The organism is Mycobacteriales bacterium, assembly GCA_035504215.1.
In the GTDB taxonomy this organism is placed as follows: Bacteria; Actinomycetota; Actinomycetes; order JAFAQI01; family JAFAQI01; genus DATAUK01.
This window is the reverse complement of the sequence record DATJSI010000120.1, coordinates 1-16,017: the sequence shown is the minus strand read 5'-3', so window position 1 is coordinate 16,017 and position 16,017 is coordinate 1. Positions and strand designations below refer to the sequence as shown.

The following is a 16,017-nucleotide window of genomic DNA, read 5'->3' as shown; positions in this document are numbered from 1 at the left end:
CACGACGCGGCTTCGCAAGCTTTGCTACGGAGGTGCTTAGGCCTTCCCGAGAATCCGGTTCACCTTCGTGCCACACACCGGGCAGGGGCCCTGCGCCATCCGGCGGCCGGATTCGCTGGTCCGGACCTCACCTTCGAAGGTGCGCTTCTCCTTGCACTTCACGCAGTAGCCCTCATAGGTGTCGGCCATTCGGGGTCCTCCTCGATCGATCGCCGCCGGCCGGGAGCCGGCCGAACCTGTATCGAGCCTACCGGCCGCACGCTCAAAAGCCCGGTATCTGAGCGTGGCGACGTGGCGGCTACCCTGCCGTCTACCCCATCCAATTGCGGAGGATCGATGTCCGAGGGCCCGTTGCGGGTCGAGCGCGGCGACGACGGTGTGGTGCTGCTCACCCTCGATCTGCCGGAGCGGCGCAACGCCATGACCGCCGAGCTGACCAGCGCCTGGACCCGCGCGGTTGACCAGCTGCGCGCGGACCGGGGCGTGCGCGCGGTCGTGGTGACCGGCGAGGGCAGCGCCTTCTGTGCAGGCGGCGACCTGTCCTGGATCGGGGAATCTCCTGATTTGACCGTTGACAGTATTCGTGACCGAATGCTCCCGTTCTACCGGTCCTGGCTCAGCATCCGCGAGCTCGAGGTGCCGACCATCGCGGCGATCAACGGTCCGGCGGTCGGCGCCGGGCTGTGCCTCGCGCTCGCCTGCGACCTGCGCTACGCGGCGGCGTCGGCGGTCCTGTCGGCCCCGTTCACCGCGCTCGGCATGCACGCCGGCATGGCCGCGACCTGGCTGCTCCCGGAGGTGGTCGGTCTGCCGGTAGCGCGCGAGCTGCTGTTCACCGGGCGTCGGGTCGACGCCGACGAGGCGCTGCGCCTCGGGCTGGTCAACGGCGTGTTCGCTCCCGAGGAGCTGCACAGCGGTGCGCTCGACGTCGCGCGACGGATTGCCGCGAACGCGCCGATCGCGATCCGCCTGACCGTCGCGGCCCTGCGCGGCGGGGGGCATCGCAGCCTCGAGGCGGCGTTGCAGTTCGAGGCGCTCGCCCAGCCGGTGACGTTCGCGACCTCCGACCTGACCGAGGGCATCAACGCCTCGAAGGAACGCCGGCCGCCACGGTTCACCGGCCGCTAGCCCGACCCCGCCGGCCCGCCGCCAGGCCGCCAGCTCCCGGGTACGACGAAACCCCCGGGTACCGCCACCCGGCCATTCGCCTTCCCCTTGCGAACGTCCGGGCTTTGGGCCTCGGGGGCTTCGTTGCCGACGAAGGTACGAAGCGGCGGTGCGGCTCGTCAACGGCCGGACCGGTGACGTTGTGGATGATTCTGGGGGTCGGGTGGGGACAGCCCGGAGTGTTGCTGTGGACGACCGCACCGGCACGCTGTGGACGAACCGGGGAGCTCGCGCGCCACGCCGGAACGACCTGGGATGACGCCGTACACCGCCTGTGCATGGCAAACACTTTCGTCCGTGCGGCGGGTTACGGTGCGCCGGTGAGCACCGCCAAGGCCTCCGAGCCGATCGTCGAAGTCGTCCGCAGCGCCCGCCGTCGCCGCACCGTGTCGGCGCATCGCGAGGGCGATCGGATCATCGTGTCCGTGCCGGCGCGGATCAGCCGCGCGGAGGAGGCGCGATGGGTGGCGCTGCTGGTGGCTCGTGTCCTCGACAACGAGCGACGCCTGCACCCGACCGACGATGAGCTGATGGGCCGGGCGAACGCACTATCCGCCCGCTACCTGTCGGGGCGGGCTCGCCCGGCCGCTGTGCGCTGGGTGGACACGATGAACGTGCGGTGGGCGTCGTGCACTCCGGAGGACCGCACGATCCGGCTGTCCCGCCGGCTCGCGGGCATGCCGGCGTTCGTCGTCGACTACGTGATCCTGCACGAGCTGGTCCATCTGCTCGTGCCGGCCCACGGGCCGGAGTTCTGGCGGGAGCTGGCCGGATTTCCCAAGCTCGAGCGGGCTCGCGGGTTCCTCGAGGGCGTCGACCACGTCGCCCGGACCGCGAGCGCCGGTTAGTTCTCCGGCTGTTCGACGGCTTCCGGCGCTCCGGTGCCTGAGTCGGTATCGGGGCCGGCATCGGTGTCGGACCCGGTGTGGGTGTCGGTGTCGGTGTCGGCCAGACCGGTGAGCTCGGCAAGATCCAGCGCGATCTCCGTATCGCGCTCCACCCAGCCGACCGGGTCGTCCAGGCCGTCGGCGTCCGGCATGAGATCGGGGTGCGCCCACACCGTGTCCCGGCCGTCGATGCCGCGCCGCTCGCCGAGCGTCTGCCACAGCGTCGCGGCCTCGCGCAGCCGGCGCGGCCGGAGCTCGAGTCCGACGAGCGACGCGAAGGTGCGCTCCGCCGGCCCGCCGGTCGCGCGCCGCCGGCGCATGGTCTCTTGAAGCGCGGCGAAGCTGGGCAGTGATGGCGCCCCGGCGGCTGCCGTGACGGTGTCGACCCAGCCTTCGACCAGCGCGAGCGTGGTCTCGAGCCGGGCGAGTGCGGCCTGCTGAGCCGGCGTGGAGGTCGGCTCGAACAGGCCTTCGCCGACTGCGCGCTGGATGGCCTCGGGGTCGGAGGGATCCAGCCCGCGGGCGAGCTCTTCGAACCGGGACGTGTCGACGGTGATCTCTTCGGCGTACGCCCGAACCGCACCGAGCAGGTGCCCGCGCAGCCACGGGACGTGACCGAACAGCCGGTGGTGCGCGGCCTCGCGCAACGCGACGAACAGGCGTACCTGGTCGATCGGGAGGTCGAGCCCGGTGCCGAGCGAATGGATCGACTCGGGCAGGAGGGCGGCGACGCCCGGCGGGCCGAGCGGAAGGCCGATGTCGCTCGAGCTCACCACCTCGGTGGCCAGCGAGCCGAGCGCCTGTCCGATCTGGCCACCGAAGATCAGCCCGCCGATCTGGCCCATCATCCCCATCAGCGGCGCCGCCATCGTGCGCATCTCCTCGGGCAGCGCGTCGCCCATCGCTGCGGAGACCCGGCCGGCGACCGGCTCCACCAGCTCGGTCCAGGTCGGCCTGGTCGCCTCCAGCCAGCGCCGCCGGCTCCACGCCTCGGTGGAGCTGACGCCGGAGGGCAGTGCGGTCACCGGGTCCAGCCAGACGTCGGCCAGGCGGAGTGCTTCGGCAACCTCGCTCGCGTCGGCCGCAGTGGTGCCGGCGTCTGTGCCGATGACGGACATCGCGGCACTTCGTGCCACCTGCCAGTTGACCGGTCCGGTCTCGCCCGACATCAGGCTGCCGAGCTGCTGGAGCATCGCGCCGAGATCGGGCATGCCGCCGAGCGCGGCGAGCGGGTCGTTCGAGCTCTCGTCGGAAGGCTCGTCGCCTTCGCTGTTGGTGAAGCCGAACGGTGGCTTGGTCACAAACCCAAACTAGCCGCCAAGATGGCATCGTGACCCAGCCGAGTACGCCGGTTCGCCGACGGCGAAGCGCACCCACGATCGGGGTGACCGGTGCGGCGGGCCCGCTCGGTGCGGCCCTGGTGCAGCGCCTGGTCCAACAGGTCCGCGCGCCCAAGGTGGTGGCGATCGACACCGTGCGCCGCCACCATCCCGGCGCGACCTGGCGAGTCGCGGACATCCGCGATCCCGCGCTTGCCAGCCGGCTGGCCGGGCTGACGACGGTGGTTCATCTCGCGACCGATCGATCGAGCTCGACCCCGCTCGCGGAGCGACGTGCGGTGAACGTCCGCGGCACCGAGGTCCTGGTCGAGGCGGCCCAAGCCGCGGGAGTACGCCGGATCGTGCTGCTCACCAGCGCGATGGTGTACGGCGCGTTCGCAACCAACCCCGTGCCGCTCGACGAGGACGCGCCGGTCATGAACGAGCCGCCCGACGGCCTGGTGGGTGACTGGATCGCGATGGAGCAGGCGGCGATGCGGCGTACCGGCGATGGCGACGGCCTCGAGCTCGCCATCGTGCGCCCTGCCTCACTGGTCGGTGCCGTGGCCGACTCGTTGCTGCCGGGGATGTTCGAGGCGGTCCGACTGTTCGGCATTCGCGACGCGCGTTGCCATTGGCAGTTCTGTCACGTCGACGACCTGCTGGATGCACTGGTGGCGGCGGCCTTCGGTGAGGTGACCGGCCCGGTGACCGTCGGTTGCGACGGGTGGCTGACCCGCGCGGAGATCGAGGCGATCTCGGGCATGCGCTCCGTCGTCGTGCGCTCTGCCGTTGCGTTCGCCACGGCGGACCGGTTGCATCGCATCGGCGCGCTGGGAGCGGCGCCGAGCGACCTGCACTATCTGATCCATCCCTGGGTCGTCGGTTCGCAGCAGCTGCACAAGACGGGGTGGGAGCCGCGCTGGACCAACGAGACGGCGCTGCGCGAGCACCTGCGGGTGCTCGGTGACCGCGCCGGTCGAAGCCTGGTCGTCGTCGATCGCAAGGACGCGACCCGCGCGGCGGCGGGCGCGGCAGCGGGCGCGGGCGCGACGCTTGCGGTGATCGGCTCACTTGCTCTGGCCCGGGCCCGCGCGCGACGACGGTGAGTGCGACAGTGGTCGGGTGACGGAGCTGCTGCGCACCGGCGGCGTGCGGCTGGTCGAGATCCGCTCGACCGTGCTCTCGGTCGACGAGGTGATCGCTGCGGTCAGCGGGCCCGAGCTCGGGGGAGCGGTGATGTTCCTCGGCACCGTTCGCAACGAGGACCACGGGCGCGCCGTCCGGCGACTCGACTACAGCGCGCACCCCAGCGCGGATACCGAGCTGGCTCGAGTGGCCGGCGAGGTGGCCGCGGATGCGCCCGCGGTTGCGCTCGCGGCGCTGCACCGGGTCGGCGAGCTCGACGTCGGCGAGATCGCCGTGGTGGTCGGCGCGGCGGCCCCGCACCGGGACGAGGCCTTCCGCGTGGGCCGGGTCCTCATCGACCGGATCAAGGCGGAGGTGCCGCTGTGGAAGCGGCAGAGCTTCGCCGACGGCGCCCACGAATGGGTAGGTGCCTGCGACTGATCGCGCCCGTACACTGAAGGCATGGGCGTGTTGGCGTGGCTGGGTGCTCCAGTCGGTGCGACCGCCCTCGCGATTCTGTGGGTGCAGTGGGCCAACCGCACGCGCGGGCCGGTCGAGACCAACCGGTCGCTCGCCGAGCGGGAGCGGTTCAAGGCCGCGCTGACACCATCCGATCAGCGCCGCCGCCGGGTCTCCTGAGCCTTCCCTCACCCGAACGGACCAACGTCCCCAAGCGCGCAGGCCAAGGTCCTTAACCCAGACGGGTTGCCTGCCGACACCAAGGGTGTCCGCATCTTCGGCTCGCGCGTCCTAAGGATCGTCATGGAGCATGTCGTCTTCTACCCCGCTGCAAGTGGCGTCCCCGCGTTCCGGCGGGTGAGCTCGCTGGAGGAGGCCGTTGCCTTCGTCGAGCACATGCGCAATGCCGAGAACGTCACCGACTTCTCCGTGCACGAGCTGCGGCCCGTGCAGCTGTCCTTCCGCGCGTACTACCACGCTGAGGTGCCGGCGGATGCGGTCGTTGCGACCGCGACGGTCGTCGCAGAGGCCGTGGTCGACACGGCGCCGGCGCCGGTCGCGGCGCCCGAGCCCGAGTCGGTCGTGGAAACTCCCGAGCCTGCCTTCGTTGCCGAGCCGGTCGCCGAGGCCGCGCCGTTGAGCGTCGTACCGGACGTGCCGGCGGACGAGCCGGCGGAGGCCGACGACCGCTCGCAGCAGTGGATCGCGGAGGCTACGGTCGTCGAGCCGGCCGCGCCGGACGCACCGCCCGCCGAGGCCGACGAAGCGCTTGCCCCTGCACCGCAGGATGTCCCGAGCCTTGCGGACGATCCGGTCGTGGCCGTGGTTCCGGCATTCGCCGACCCGGTGGACGACGAGGCAGCCGAAGCGCCCACGCAGCGCACGCCGTTCGCCGACGCGCCGCCCGTGACGCCGGCTGCGGAGTCCGAGACACCGGCCGAGGACGACGCCGTCTCGGCCAGTGGCGACGTCATTCCTTCGCTTGCACCGACCGGTCGCCGGAGCCTGGGCTTCTTCGCTCGCTGACCGTCGCCGGATCCGACGGCTTCTCTCATCGGCCGTCGGTAGTCTTCCTGCAATGAGCCGGCGCGCCGTCACGTTGGGCGCTGCCGTGGTGGTACTCATCGCGCTGCTCGGAGTCGCGCGCTTCGTCAAGGTTCCCTACGTCATCCTGCTGCCCGGTCCGGTCACGGACACGCTCGGCAACATTCCGGGGACGGACACGACGACCGGCAAGCCGGGCGGTCCAGTCATCCAGATCTCCGGCGCGACCATTCAGCCGACCTCCGGGCATCTCTACATGACGACGGTCGAGGAGCTGCCCGGCGACTGCGGCTCCGACCCGAGTCTGTGGGACGCGGTGAAGGCGTGGTTCAGCAAGACCCAGACGGTAGAGCCGCAGCAGGTCGAGTGCCCGCCGGGCCAGACCAGCAAGGCGGTCCAGCAGCAGGACGCGCAGGAGATGTCGCAGTCGCAGACCGATGCAGCGACCGCTGCGTTGTTCGAGCTCGGCTACAAGCCGACCACCCAGCACGTGACGGTGAGCTCGGTCGAGAGCGGCGTACCTGCCGCGAAGGTGCTGCAGCCTGGGGACGTCATCCTCGCCCTCAACGGTCAGGCGGTCAGCACGCTCAACCAGGTGCACTCGCTGATCACGAAGCTCTCGGTGGGAGCGACGGTCACCATCACCCTTCGGCGCGACGGCAAGACCCGCACGGTGACGACCACCACGATCAAGGGCCTCGACGGCGCGCCCATGATCGGCTTCAGCCCGGACCGCATCGCGACGTTCGGCAACGTCAAGGTGCGCATCGGAATCGATCCGGACGTGATCGGCGGCCCGAGCGCGGGGACCGCGCTTGCCCTCGGCATCATCGACAAGCTGACGCCCGGCGGGTTGACCGGAGGGCGGACGATCGCCGGCACCGGCACGGTCGACGGGTTCGGGCAGGTAGGTCCGATTGGCGGCATCCAGCAGAAGATCGCCGCGGCCGTGCACGCCGGCGCGTCCGTCTTCTTCGCGCCGGCAAGCGAGTGTTCGGACGCGAAAGCGGCGGCGCCGAAGTCCCTGACGCTCGTGAAGGTCACCACGTTGAAGGGCGCGGTTCAGGCGCTGGAGACGATCAAGGCCGGCGGTACGTCGTTCCCGCGCTGCTAGCCCGGGTTGCGCGCGCGATGTGATCGCGACCCGGCGGTAGGTTCAGTGACGTGACCTTCAACGTCCCGCGACCGCAGATGCCTTCCCTGCCGCGGGTCACCCGCCGAGCGCGGTGGATTGCCGTCGTCATCGTCGCGATCATCGTCCTCCTGATCGCGCTGTCGGTCTTCGTGGACCAGTACACGAACCTGCTGTGGTTCCGCTCCGTCGGCTACACGTCGGTGTTCAGCCGGCGGCTGGTCACCGAGCTGTTGCTCTTCTTCGTGTTCGGTGCGGTCATGGCGATCGTCGTCGCCGCGAACGTGATCGTTGCTTACCGGTTCCGGCCGCAGGTCCGGCCGGTGTCGCCGGAGCAGGACCAGCTCGAGCGCTATCGCCGGGCGCTACAGCCCGCCCGCGGTTGGGTGCTCGGAGCCATCGTGGTGCTGATCGGCCTCATCACGGGTGCGTCGGCGTCGCGCCGCTGGAAGACCTGGCTGCTCTGGCGCAACGGGCAGAAGTTCGGCATCAAGGACCCGCAGTTCCATCGCGACGTCTCCTACTTCGCCTTCACCTACCCGATGCAGCGGTTCGTGCTGGGCACGCTGTTCGCCATCGTGATCGTCTCGCTGGTGGCGGTGCTGATCACGTCGTACCTCTACGGCGCGCTGCGGGTCCAGACTCCGGGACCGAAGTGGACGCCGGCCGGTCGGGTGCACATCTCGATCCTGCTCGGGGTCTTCCTGCTGCTGAAGGCGATTGCGTACTGGCTGGACCGCTACGGCCTCGCCTTCTCCGGGCGCGGGATCGTCACCGGCCCGTCGTACACCGATGTGCACGCCGTCCTGCCGGCGAAGACCATCCTGGTGTTCGTCGCGATCATCTGCGCCCTGCTGTTCTTCGCGACCATCGTCACGGGCAACTGGACGCTGCCGGCGGTCGCGTTCGGGTTGATGTTGTTCTCCGCGATCGTCATCGGCGGGCTCTACCCGCTGCTCATCCAGCACTACAAGGTGAGTCCGAGCGCGCAGGATCTCGAGGCGAAGTACATCTCGCGCAACATCAATGCCACGCGGATCGCCTACGGGATCACGCCGCAGCAGGTGAAGACCGAGGCGTACGACGGGGTTTCGACCGGCACCCCCGCTGAGCAACGCACCGCGGTCAACTCCGACGTCCAGCTGCGCGTTCTCGACCCGAACATCGTTTCCCAGACCTTCGAACAGCTCCAGCAGCAGCGCTCGTTCTACACCTTTGCGAACACCCTGGACGTCGACCGCTACAAGTTGCCTGGGAGCACGACTCCGACCGATGTCGTGATCGGGACGCGCGAGATTTCGATCAACGAGCTCCAGCCCAACCAGAAGAACTGGATCAACGAGCACCTCGTCTACACCCACGGCTACGGCGTGGTGGCGGCGCAGGCCGACAGCTCGGAGCCGGACGGCTCGCCGGACTTCATCGAGTCAGACCTGCCGCCGAAGGGGGAGCTCGGCAACTTCCAGCCGCAGATCTACTTCGGCGAGGACTCGCCGAAGTACTCGATCGTCGGTGCACCGAGGAACACCCAGCCGCGCGAGCTCAACTACCCATCGAGCTCCGCCGCGAGCGGGCAGGTGAACAACACCTACCAAGGTGGCGGTGGCGTGCCGATCGGGTCGACCTTCCGCAAGCTGATGTACGCGTGGAAGTTCAAGGACAAGAACATCCTGCTGTCGAGCGGTGTCAACTCCGCTTCTCGGATTCTGTACATCCGTGACCCTCGGCAGCGGGTGGCCAAGATCGCACCGTGGCTAACCCTCGACGGCGACCCGTACCCCGTCATCAACAACGGGCAGATCCTCTGGGTGGTCGACGGCTACACGACCAGTGACGGATTCCCCTACTCCGAGCAGGAGTCCCTGAGCTCGTCGACGAAGACCTCGCTCAACACGGTCGGTAACACGATCGCGGCGCAGAAGAACGCGAAGATCAACTACATCCGCAACTCCGTGAAGGCGACCGTCAACGCGTACACCGGTCAGGTCGAGCTGTATGCGTGGAACCAGACGGCGGATCCGGACCCCGTGCTGAAGACCTGGGAGAAGGCCTTCCCCGGCATCGTCAAGCCCGAGAACGACATGCCGCCGGGTCTGATGGCGCACATGCGCTACCCCGAGGACCTGTTCAACATCCAGCGGCTGTTGATCGCGCACTACCACGTGACGAACCCGAAGGCGTTCTACAACGGCACCGAGTTCTGGAACGTGCCGCTCGATCCCACGGTCTCCCAGTCGGTGCCGCAGCCGTCGTACTACATGACGATGTCGCCGGACGGCGGAACGACCAAGCCGGTGTTCTCGCTGACGTCGCCACTGGTCTCGCTGAGCCTGCGCAACTTGACGGCGTACTTATCCGTCAACTCTCAACCAGGGGCGGACTATGGCCAATTCACGTTGCTGACGCTGCCGTCAGATACCGGGTTGGCCGGGCCGGGTCAGGTGCAGAACCTGCTGGACTCGAACACCTCGATCTCCCGGCAATACTCGCTGCTGAACTCGAACGGCTCGCGGGTGCTCAAGGGCAACATGCTCACGGTGCCGGTGGACGGCGGGATGCTGTACGTCGAGCCCTGGTACGTGCAGGCCTCGGGCGGTCAGACCTTCCCCGTGCTCCGCAAGTTCCTGGCCTACTCCAACGGCACTGCCGCGTTCCAGACCACGCTCGGTGATGCGCTCAACCAAGTCTTCGGTGTCAAGGGCTCGACGAGCACCGGCCCGCCATCGAGCGGGACCCAACCGCCGCCGAGCACGTCCATCACGCTGCGCCAGGCGATCGCCGACGCGCAGTCCGCCGAGACTGCCGCGCAGGCCGCGCTGCGGCGAGGGGACTTCGCGCAGTACGGCGTCGAGGAGCGCAAATTGGCGGCCGCACTGCGGCGGATCGCAGCGGCGGCCGGCACCAAGACGCCGGCGCCGTCCAGCAGTAGCTCGCCCGCGCCGTCGAGCTCGCCGTCGAAGAGCGCGGGCGGGTAGCTGCGGGCTTTTGCGGGTCCGTCGTGGGCCGGGCTATCGTGGCTGGACCGACGCGGGGTGGAGCAGCTCGGTAGCTCGCTGGGCTCATAACCCAGAGGTCGCGGGTTCAAATCCCGCCCCCGCCACTAGTGAAGCCGCAGGTTAGGGCCTTGATCAACGATCAAGGCCCTAATGCTTTTCAAGATCAATCCCTACCCCTCCCCCACATTGCAGCCTTGAGCGTGCTTGGCGTGTCGCGCACGGGCACCGAGGGGCAGCGAACGGAATAACGCCAGCCGAGCACGGGTACGTGATGGTCTTGGTGGCCACGGCTGATGGGCCGACATGAGACTAGGCAGTCCTTCAAACGAGGGCACGTATCGGGTCCCCTCGGATGCAGAGGAGCGGCCGTGAGCGTGCTCGGGACCATCAGAAACGAGCGTCGCTGGTGTTTGAGTCACACCTGGAGTGAAGCCGCGCTCCCGCCTCCGGAGTGCGGGTTTCCCGTGGGGACAGTTGCCTTGCCACTGAGCGTGAAACAGCAGAGAATAGGCCTCTGACCTGCGGTTTTACCTGACCGTGGCTGCCCGTGACAGCCCGCTCGCAACCGCCTGGTCGTGGGAAGAGTGCGGGAAGATCACGAAAGGCGGTCGGCGATGGCGAGTGTGGTGTGGCGACGCGGCGGCTGGGAGCTGAGGTATCGGGACCGGTCGGGGCGGGAGCAGACTGAACGGTTCCGCGGACCGCAGACCCGCAAGGCCCCCGCCGAGGTCGTCGAGCGCAAGGCCGAGGTGGAGCGGGACCTGCGCCGCGGCACCTACGTGCCAGTGCACGAGAGGCGGACAACCTTCGGGGAGTACTACGACCGCTGGCACGCCCACCGCCGGGTCTCCGCCACCCGCGCCTACACCGACGAGGGCCGCGCGAAGCTGCACGTGCTGCCGTACTGGAAGACCTGGCGGCTGGAGGAGATCCGCCCCTCCGACATCGACGACTGGATCCACGACCTGTCCACCAAGATGGGTCCGACCAGCGTGCGGCACTGCTACGCCCTGCTGCGGGGTCCGTTGCGGCGGGCGGTGAAGGACCGGATCATCGACGACCCCTGCATCGACATCGTGCTGCCGGCCAAGCCGGAGATCCGTAAGACCTTCGACGACGTCCTCACCGCCGAAGAACTCGACCGGCTAGTCGCCGCCGTCGCGGACCCGGGGGAGAAGTACTCCGGCCTGCGGACGAACGCCCGGTACGCCGCCGTGGTGTTCATGGGCGGCTGGTTGGGTCCGCGGTGGAACGAAGCCATCGGGCTGCGGGTGTGTGACATCAACCCGCTACGCAGGGAACTGACGTTCGGGCGGATCGTGGTCAACCAGAACGGCGGGAAGACGTTCACCGAGGCGATGAGCAAGACCGAGGACGCCCGCACCATCCCCGTCCCCACCGAGGTGATGGACGCGCTCACCACGCACATCGCGACCTACCTGCCGGACGCTAAGCGCAGTGACTTCCTGTTCACCACCACCAACGGCACCCACCCGCTACGCGGGAACTTCGTCCGCGACGTCCTCCACGCCGGGGCGACCCGAGCGAAGCTCGAAGGGCGGAAGGTCACCTGGCTCACCCTGCGCCACACCGGCGCCTCACTCATGTTCGACGCCGGGCTCACCCTGTTCGAAGTTCAGCAGCGACTTGGGCACAAGGACCCGAACCTCACCGCGAAGATCTATACCCACCTCATGCGGGAACGCTTCGAAGAAGGCCGCGAACGGCTCGAGAACTACATGGCGGAAAAGCGCAACGTGACGTCGTCGAACGTGCTGACAGAGAAATAGCTGGCACCATCGGGTCGCGCGATTCTACGGCTTAGCAGCCCTGAGGGTGCCCCTATGGACGCCACTGCGGATCGCCAAACTCCGAAACGAACTCACTGTCCAGATGTTGAAAGTCCGGAGCCTGCTGGTGCCCGTCAACTCGCGTAGCAGCTAGCCAACACTCAGCCTTGTCCGACTTGTGCAGCTGCGGATCCTGGTGCCACTGCCCGTTGCGCGCCCCAAAGAAGACGCGGTAGTACATGGTCGGCAAGAGTTGCCATCGCACCAGCTTGAAATCGGCGGGCGAGTTCAGTTCCCCCCATCGCTCGCGGGCGACGTCGACGCCCAGGTCCATGTCGGTTATGCGGAAGCTGAGGTCATACAGCGGGAACTCGCCTTTTCGAATGACGCCAAACTGCTGTGCGATGTTCACCGACATGTCGAGGTGATACAGCATAACGTAGGCATAGGTATCGCCGCCCGTCTGCAGGGCCTCGAGCCGGTACGCCGAATCTTCTTCCAAGGAGAACTGCCATCGCACCGGACCCATTCGCGGCTGATCAAGCACCGTCGTGACTCGCTCAAGGTGGTAAGGATCGAGCAGTCCACTGAGGGCGGACTCCAACTCTGCTCGTTCTTTCCGAGTAAGTTCCTGATTGGTCACGAACGTGAGACCGTGCGCGTCGTTCGCAGCGACGCCCTCGAAATCCTGCTGAAGTCGCTTACGAATGTCGGACAGCGACTGCTGGCCGCATGGGAAGTACACGGCCATAACTCACCTCTGACCATCTTTAGTCGCGACCGCGTCACTGCCGCCATCCGGCCCGCCGAGCGGATGCGTCGGATCTAAGTCGCGATAGCCGTCCGCGAGCAGCACCTGAGCGCTCGATGCGGGGCTTCTACGTGCTGTTCGAGTCGTATTTGTCGCGCACCAGGCTCGCTGCTGAAACCTCGAGCGAGTTCGAGAGGCGCTAGTGCGGCTCGATCGGGGTTAGTCGCTGTAGCGACGAAGGCACTCGACGATGTCCGACTCGCGGAACCGGCGATGTCCGCCGGGCGTCAGGATGCTTGGGATACGACGACTGGCTGCCCACCGAGTGACGGTCTTGGGATCGACGCGGAACAGAGTGGCTACTTCACCCGGCGTCAGTAGGCGATCATGGTTCCGGGCAACGCCGTCGGCGTTCGGGGTAGTGGACACGATTTGCTCCCGCGTAGGCACCAGGTAAACGAGCGCCCCCGGCCGCGGGGTCTCGGCTGACCGAAGGCGCCAATCTGCAGCCTACGAACTACTTATGAAGAATCGCTGTACCTGGGACCTTTGGCCCTAGCGCGTCGGCCAGAGGACCGGCAGGGTCGCGCATCGTGGCGATGTTCTTCCGGGCACTCGAACAGTCAGACGGGACTTGGACCTGTAGGAGGGGAGTCCAGGACTTCGACTCACACCCGACGCTGGACGAGGCTGTCGCGCACCTTCGCGTGCTTGCCGCGGCCGAACAGCCGACAGAACTGTTCGTGCACCGGCTTGACGGATCTGTCGAATCCCGTGGGCCTCTCTACCGCAGCGCTCAAGCCCCTTGAACCAGCAGCCGGTGCGCCTCTGACGACCGAGCGACGACGCCGCCCACATAGTCGAACTCGAACAATGCCATGCGGGTCTGCTCGGCCCAGGCGACGGCGGCCGTGGTGTAGCCCGCCAGCGAGAAGAACAGAGCCTGAGCGTGGTTGTACTGTGCGATCCCCAATAGCGCTTGGACGCGCGGGGCATCCGTCTTCACCCCCTCCAACTTCACCTGAGCGAGTGCTCCTCGCGCGCGCACGTCGACCCCGCCGTCTCGCCCGGCTGGCGTGACTTCCGCTCCGGCGAAACCGAGAGACCGCATCACATCGCGCGCCATCAGTTCGGCGTCCTGCGGCGTCTTGATCAGACGAGGTTCCGGCATCCTCGGTCGCGCCTTGGTCGCTTCGCGTATGGCGGCTTCCATCCAGGTGCGGTTCTCGTATGCCCACTGGTTCTGTTCCGAGCTCTGGGGGGCGTGCGAGCAACGCAGCGCGTCGCGAAACTCATCTGGTGACGCGTGTCCAGGTACTCCGGGTAGTTGAACGTTGCTGAGCGCGTGCCAGACGGTCGCGATGATCGCGTAGGACGGAACCGCCTCCGAGTCCACATAATCAACTTCAGGGCCGTCTATCCCGGGCGTTGGGATTTGATTCGACGATCTGATCCACGTGAAGTCCGGATCACTCATCCCCGCACTCAATAGTTTGTGCCGCACGCCCTTCCGTACCGTCCAAGCGGTACCTGCGACGACCAAGTGATCGCCAACTCTGAGATCTGGGGGGTTCCGTCTGTCCTCCAGCCACGTGATGTGCAGTGGAACTGCACCCCTGTCACGCAGATAGGTGACGGGTACCCACACTCGTCGGTGGTAGCCGTCGACCTCCATCAACTGTTGGTTGTTATGTGCCACCCAACCGGCTACAGCGGCATGCTCAAGGTGTCGCAGTTCATTGATGACGCGTCGCGGCGGCGCCGGCGTGATCCGCACCGGGAAGTGCAGGAGCAAGTCGCCGACCGTGTAGATATCGAGCTCTGCCCAAGCGGCAGAGTCGATCCGCGTCGAGACCCGGGTGATCGGGTCGTTGAGGCTGAGCACGCCCTAAGTATGGATTCCTCGCGTTGGCTGGGAAGATTGATGAGAGCCGTCGGCGGGATCAATGCGACCTTTCCGACTGACCGGGCGAAGGCCGCGGATCACCATAATGCGTCGCCGCTTCCTTCGGGCTGTCGCAGCAACTAGTTGAGATCCGACACCTCGAGTGCCCATACCTGAGGGTCCGTCCACCACTGGCCGTCGAGTGTTTCGGTACCGATCTCGTCGCGCTTGCGAACTTCGTGGAACGTATAGCCCCTGTAGATGAGGAATCGGTGCCGGTTCCCGAAGACATCCCAGCAGAACAGCACGGCATCTGCATCACGGTTGTTTGCTCGATGGAACCAGTGCGCGCGAAACTGACTGCGATCTTGAGACGTCGCGTTGCGGTGGACCGCTGAGTTCGCGGCAAGGTGAAGCGGTCCGTCCGAGAAGAAGAACTCGTCACTCGGCAGTGGGTACATCGCGACTTGCATGTCGATCGCAGGGCCAGAGCCGACATTGCTGATCGTGACTACCTGGTACTGATTAGTGAGCCGCTGGCCGTACTGAAGTGACAATAGCGGCTGGTATGCGAGCTCTCGATCATGCTCCGCACTTCGTGCGAGAGCGCGCGTTGCTTCAGCCTGGTCGATCGCGGCGGCGACTTCATCGCGCGCTGCGGTGGCAGCTTTCTCGGTGGCTTCGGCGACATCCTTGGTTCGCTTAGCCATGCGGGCGGTTACACCCGCCGCAGCCGCCGTAGCGAGTGCAGCGACGCCGGTCGCGATTGCGGTGAACTCAGCCCAGCCGCTGTTGCTCACCTTGACCATGATCACGCGAGAAGTAAACCGTGCAGTAGTCCAAGAAGTCACCCGGCACAGCCACCGCGATCCGCGCAATGGTGGAGACCGTGACGAGCGCGCATGAGGGCGCGGCGGCGGTTGAGGAGTCGCTCATAGGGGCGCATCCTGGGGCTCATGGCCAAGCAGACGATATGGGCACAAATAGAAGGCGACGACGGCAGAAGGCTTCCGATCCAATCGCTCCAGGGAGAGACGGCCGAACAAACCAAGGTCCTCCGTGACCTGCTGTACCTGCAGGAGATTCGTCGTCAGGCCGAGATCTTCACGTCTCGGTTCGAGGCGGCCTGGGCGCGCGCAACCGATCGCGCGACCGAAGCGGATGATGGCGTCGTCTGGGCGGACCTTCAATCAGCGATCTTCTCCGCCATCGTCGTCGCGAGGTTGCTGTCGACTCATCGCGTTCAGAGGTACCCACACCATGACTCGATCGGTCAGTCAGCAGCATTCCAGCACAAGCGCGCGGCCGAACTGAGATCGCTCTTGGGTGTCCAGCTCGATAGCGTGATCTTCTCCGTGTCAGGCGTCCGCGACGCTCTCGAGCATGTTGATGAGCGGATGGACTGGCATATGCGAGACGACGTGATCTGCCTGTCGGACTGGTACATCAGCGACGGGCT

The 16,017-nt window shown here is 67.1% G+C and carries 16 protein-coding genes and 1 tRNA gene; 11 read left to right on the top strand and 6 right to left on the bottom strand.

The window, feature by feature from the left end:
• Window positions 1-36 precede the first annotated feature (36 nt).
• On the bottom strand, window positions 37-189 hold the full coding sequence (locus VME70_14350; GenBank protein HTW21380.1) for a DUF5679 domain-containing protein: 153 nt from the start codon (window positions 187-189) through the stop codon (window positions 37-39).
• 147 nt (window positions 190-336) lie between these two features.
• Between VME70_14350 and VME70_14345 the strand changes: the two genes are divergently transcribed.
• Window positions 337-1,128, top strand: a complete 792-nt coding sequence (locus VME70_14345; GenBank protein HTW21379.1) for an enoyl-CoA hydratase-related protein — start codon at window positions 337-339, stop codon at window positions 1,126-1,128.
• Window positions 1,129-1,487: 359 nt separating this feature from the next.
• Window positions 1,488-2,015 (top strand): M48 family metallopeptidase, encoded by a 528-nt coding sequence (locus VME70_14340; protein HTW21378.1) that lies wholly within the window; start codon window positions 1,488-1,490, stop codon window positions 2,013-2,015.
• Here VME70_14340 and VME70_14335 read toward each other — a convergent pair.
• On the bottom strand, window positions 2,012-3,355 hold the full coding sequence (locus VME70_14335) for a zinc-dependent metalloprotease (GenBank protein ID HTW21377.1): 1,344 nt from the start codon (window positions 3,353-3,355) through the stop codon (window positions 2,012-2,014). The two genes, VME70_14340 and VME70_14335, sit on opposite strands and share 4 nt — an antisense overlap.
• 29 nt (window positions 3,356-3,384) lie before the next feature.
• On the opposite strand from VME70_14335, the gene VME70_14330 reads away from it, so the two are divergent.
• From VME70_14330 to VME70_14295, 8 genes are all read left to right on the top strand, one after another.
• Window positions 3,385-4,482, top strand: a complete 1,098-nt coding sequence (locus tag VME70_14330; protein ID HTW21376.1) for an NAD-dependent epimerase/dehydratase family protein — start codon at window positions 3,385-3,387, stop codon at window positions 4,480-4,482.
• 16 nt (window positions 4,483-4,498) lie between these two features.
• Window positions 4,499-4,942, top strand: a complete 444-nt coding sequence (locus tag VME70_14325; protein HTW21375.1) for a molybdenum cofactor biosynthesis protein MoaE — start codon at window positions 4,499-4,501, stop codon at window positions 4,940-4,942.
• A 21-nt stretch (window positions 4,943-4,963) separates the two neighbouring features.
• The gene (locus tag VME70_14320) at window positions 4,964-5,140 is read left to right on the top strand and encodes a hypothetical protein (protein HTW21374.1); all 177 of its coding nucleotides are present in this window, start codon (window positions 4,964-4,966) and stop codon (window positions 5,138-5,140) included.
• Between the two features lie 123 nt (window positions 5,141-5,263).
• On the top strand, window positions 5,264-5,986 hold the full coding sequence (locus tag VME70_14315; protein ID HTW21373.1) for a hypothetical protein: 723 nt from the start codon (window positions 5,264-5,266) through the stop codon (window positions 5,984-5,986).
• A 52-nt stretch (window positions 5,987-6,038) separates the two neighbouring features.
• Window positions 6,039-7,118 (top strand): PDZ domain-containing protein, encoded by a 1,080-nt coding sequence (locus tag VME70_14310; GenBank protein ID HTW21372.1) that lies wholly within the window; start codon window positions 6,039-6,041, stop codon window positions 7,116-7,118.
• A gap of 50 nt (window positions 7,119-7,168) precedes the next feature.
• Window positions 7,169-10,111 (top strand): UPF0182 family protein, encoded by a 2,943-nt coding sequence (locus tag VME70_14305; GenBank protein ID HTW21371.1) that lies wholly within the window; start codon window positions 7,169-7,171, stop codon window positions 10,109-10,111.
• Between the two features lie 51 nt (window positions 10,112-10,162).
• Window positions 10,163-10,236, top strand: a tRNA-Met gene (locus VME70_14300).
• A 510-nt stretch (window positions 10,237-10,746) separates the two neighbouring features.
• Window positions 10,747-11,922 (top strand): site-specific integrase, encoded by a 1,176-nt coding sequence (locus VME70_14295; GenBank protein ID HTW21370.1) that lies wholly within the window; start codon window positions 10,747-10,749, stop codon window positions 11,920-11,922.
• Window positions 11,923-11,974: 52 nt separating this feature from the next.
• Here VME70_14295 and VME70_14290 read toward each other — a convergent pair whose 3' ends face one another.
• The 4 genes from VME70_14290 to VME70_14275 form a co-directional block, all read right to left on the bottom strand.
• The gene (locus tag VME70_14290; GenBank protein ID HTW21369.1) at window positions 11,975-12,673 is read right to left on the bottom strand and encodes a hypothetical protein; all 699 of its coding nucleotides are present in this window, start codon (window positions 12,671-12,673) and stop codon (window positions 11,975-11,977) included.
• A gap of 219 nt (window positions 12,674-12,892) precedes the next feature.
• Entirely contained in the window at window positions 12,893-13,102 is a 210-nt protein-coding gene (locus VME70_14285; protein ID HTW21368.1) for a BldC family transcriptional regulator, read from the bottom strand.
• Between the two features lie 367 nt (window positions 13,103-13,469).
• Window positions 13,470-14,558 (bottom strand): restriction endonuclease, encoded by a 1,089-nt coding sequence (locus VME70_14280; protein ID HTW21367.1) that lies wholly within the window; start codon window positions 14,556-14,558, stop codon window positions 13,470-13,472.
• A 140-nt stretch (window positions 14,559-14,698) separates the two neighbouring features.
• Window positions 14,699-15,373 carry a hypothetical protein gene (locus VME70_14275; GenBank protein HTW21366.1) on the bottom strand — a complete coding sequence of 225 codons (675 nt, stop codon included), beginning with the start codon at window positions 15,371-15,373 and terminating at the stop codon, window positions 14,699-14,701.
• A 141-nt stretch (window positions 15,374-15,514) separates the two neighbouring features.
• On the opposite strand from VME70_14275, the gene VME70_14270 reads away from it, so the two are divergent.
• A partial coding sequence (locus VME70_14270; GenBank protein ID HTW21365.1) for a hypothetical protein occupies window positions 15,515-16,017 on the top strand: 503 nt, incomplete at its 3' end.

Bases quoted from the DNA above. Each gene is read 5' to 3' on its own strand.
- VME70_14350 (HTW21380.1), bottom strand. From the start codon at position 189: ATGGCCGACACCTATGAGGGCTACTGCGTGAAGTGCAAGGAGAAGCGC.
- VME70_14345 (HTW21379.1), top strand. From the start codon at position 337: ATGTCCGAGGGCCCGTTGCGGGTCGAGCGCGGCGACGACGGTGTGGTG.
- VME70_14320 (HTW21374.1), top strand. From the start codon at position 4,964: ATGGGCGTGTTGGCGTGGCTGGGTGCTCCAGTCGGTGCGACCGCCCTC.
- VME70_14315 (HTW21373.1), top strand. From the start codon at position 5,264: ATGGAGCATGTCGTCTTCTACCCCGCTGCAAGTGGCGTCCCCGCGTTC.
- VME70_14310 (HTW21372.1), top strand. From the start codon at position 6,039: ATGAGCCGGCGCGCCGTCACGTTGGGCGCTGCCGTGGTGGTACTCATC.
- VME70_14295 (HTW21370.1), top strand. From the start codon at position 10,747: ATGGCGAGTGTGGTGTGGCGACGCGGCGGCTGGGAGCTGAGGTATCGG.
- VME70_14290 (HTW21369.1), bottom strand. From the start codon at position 12,673: ATGGCCGTGTACTTCCCATGCGGCCAGCAGTCGCTGTCCGACATTCGT.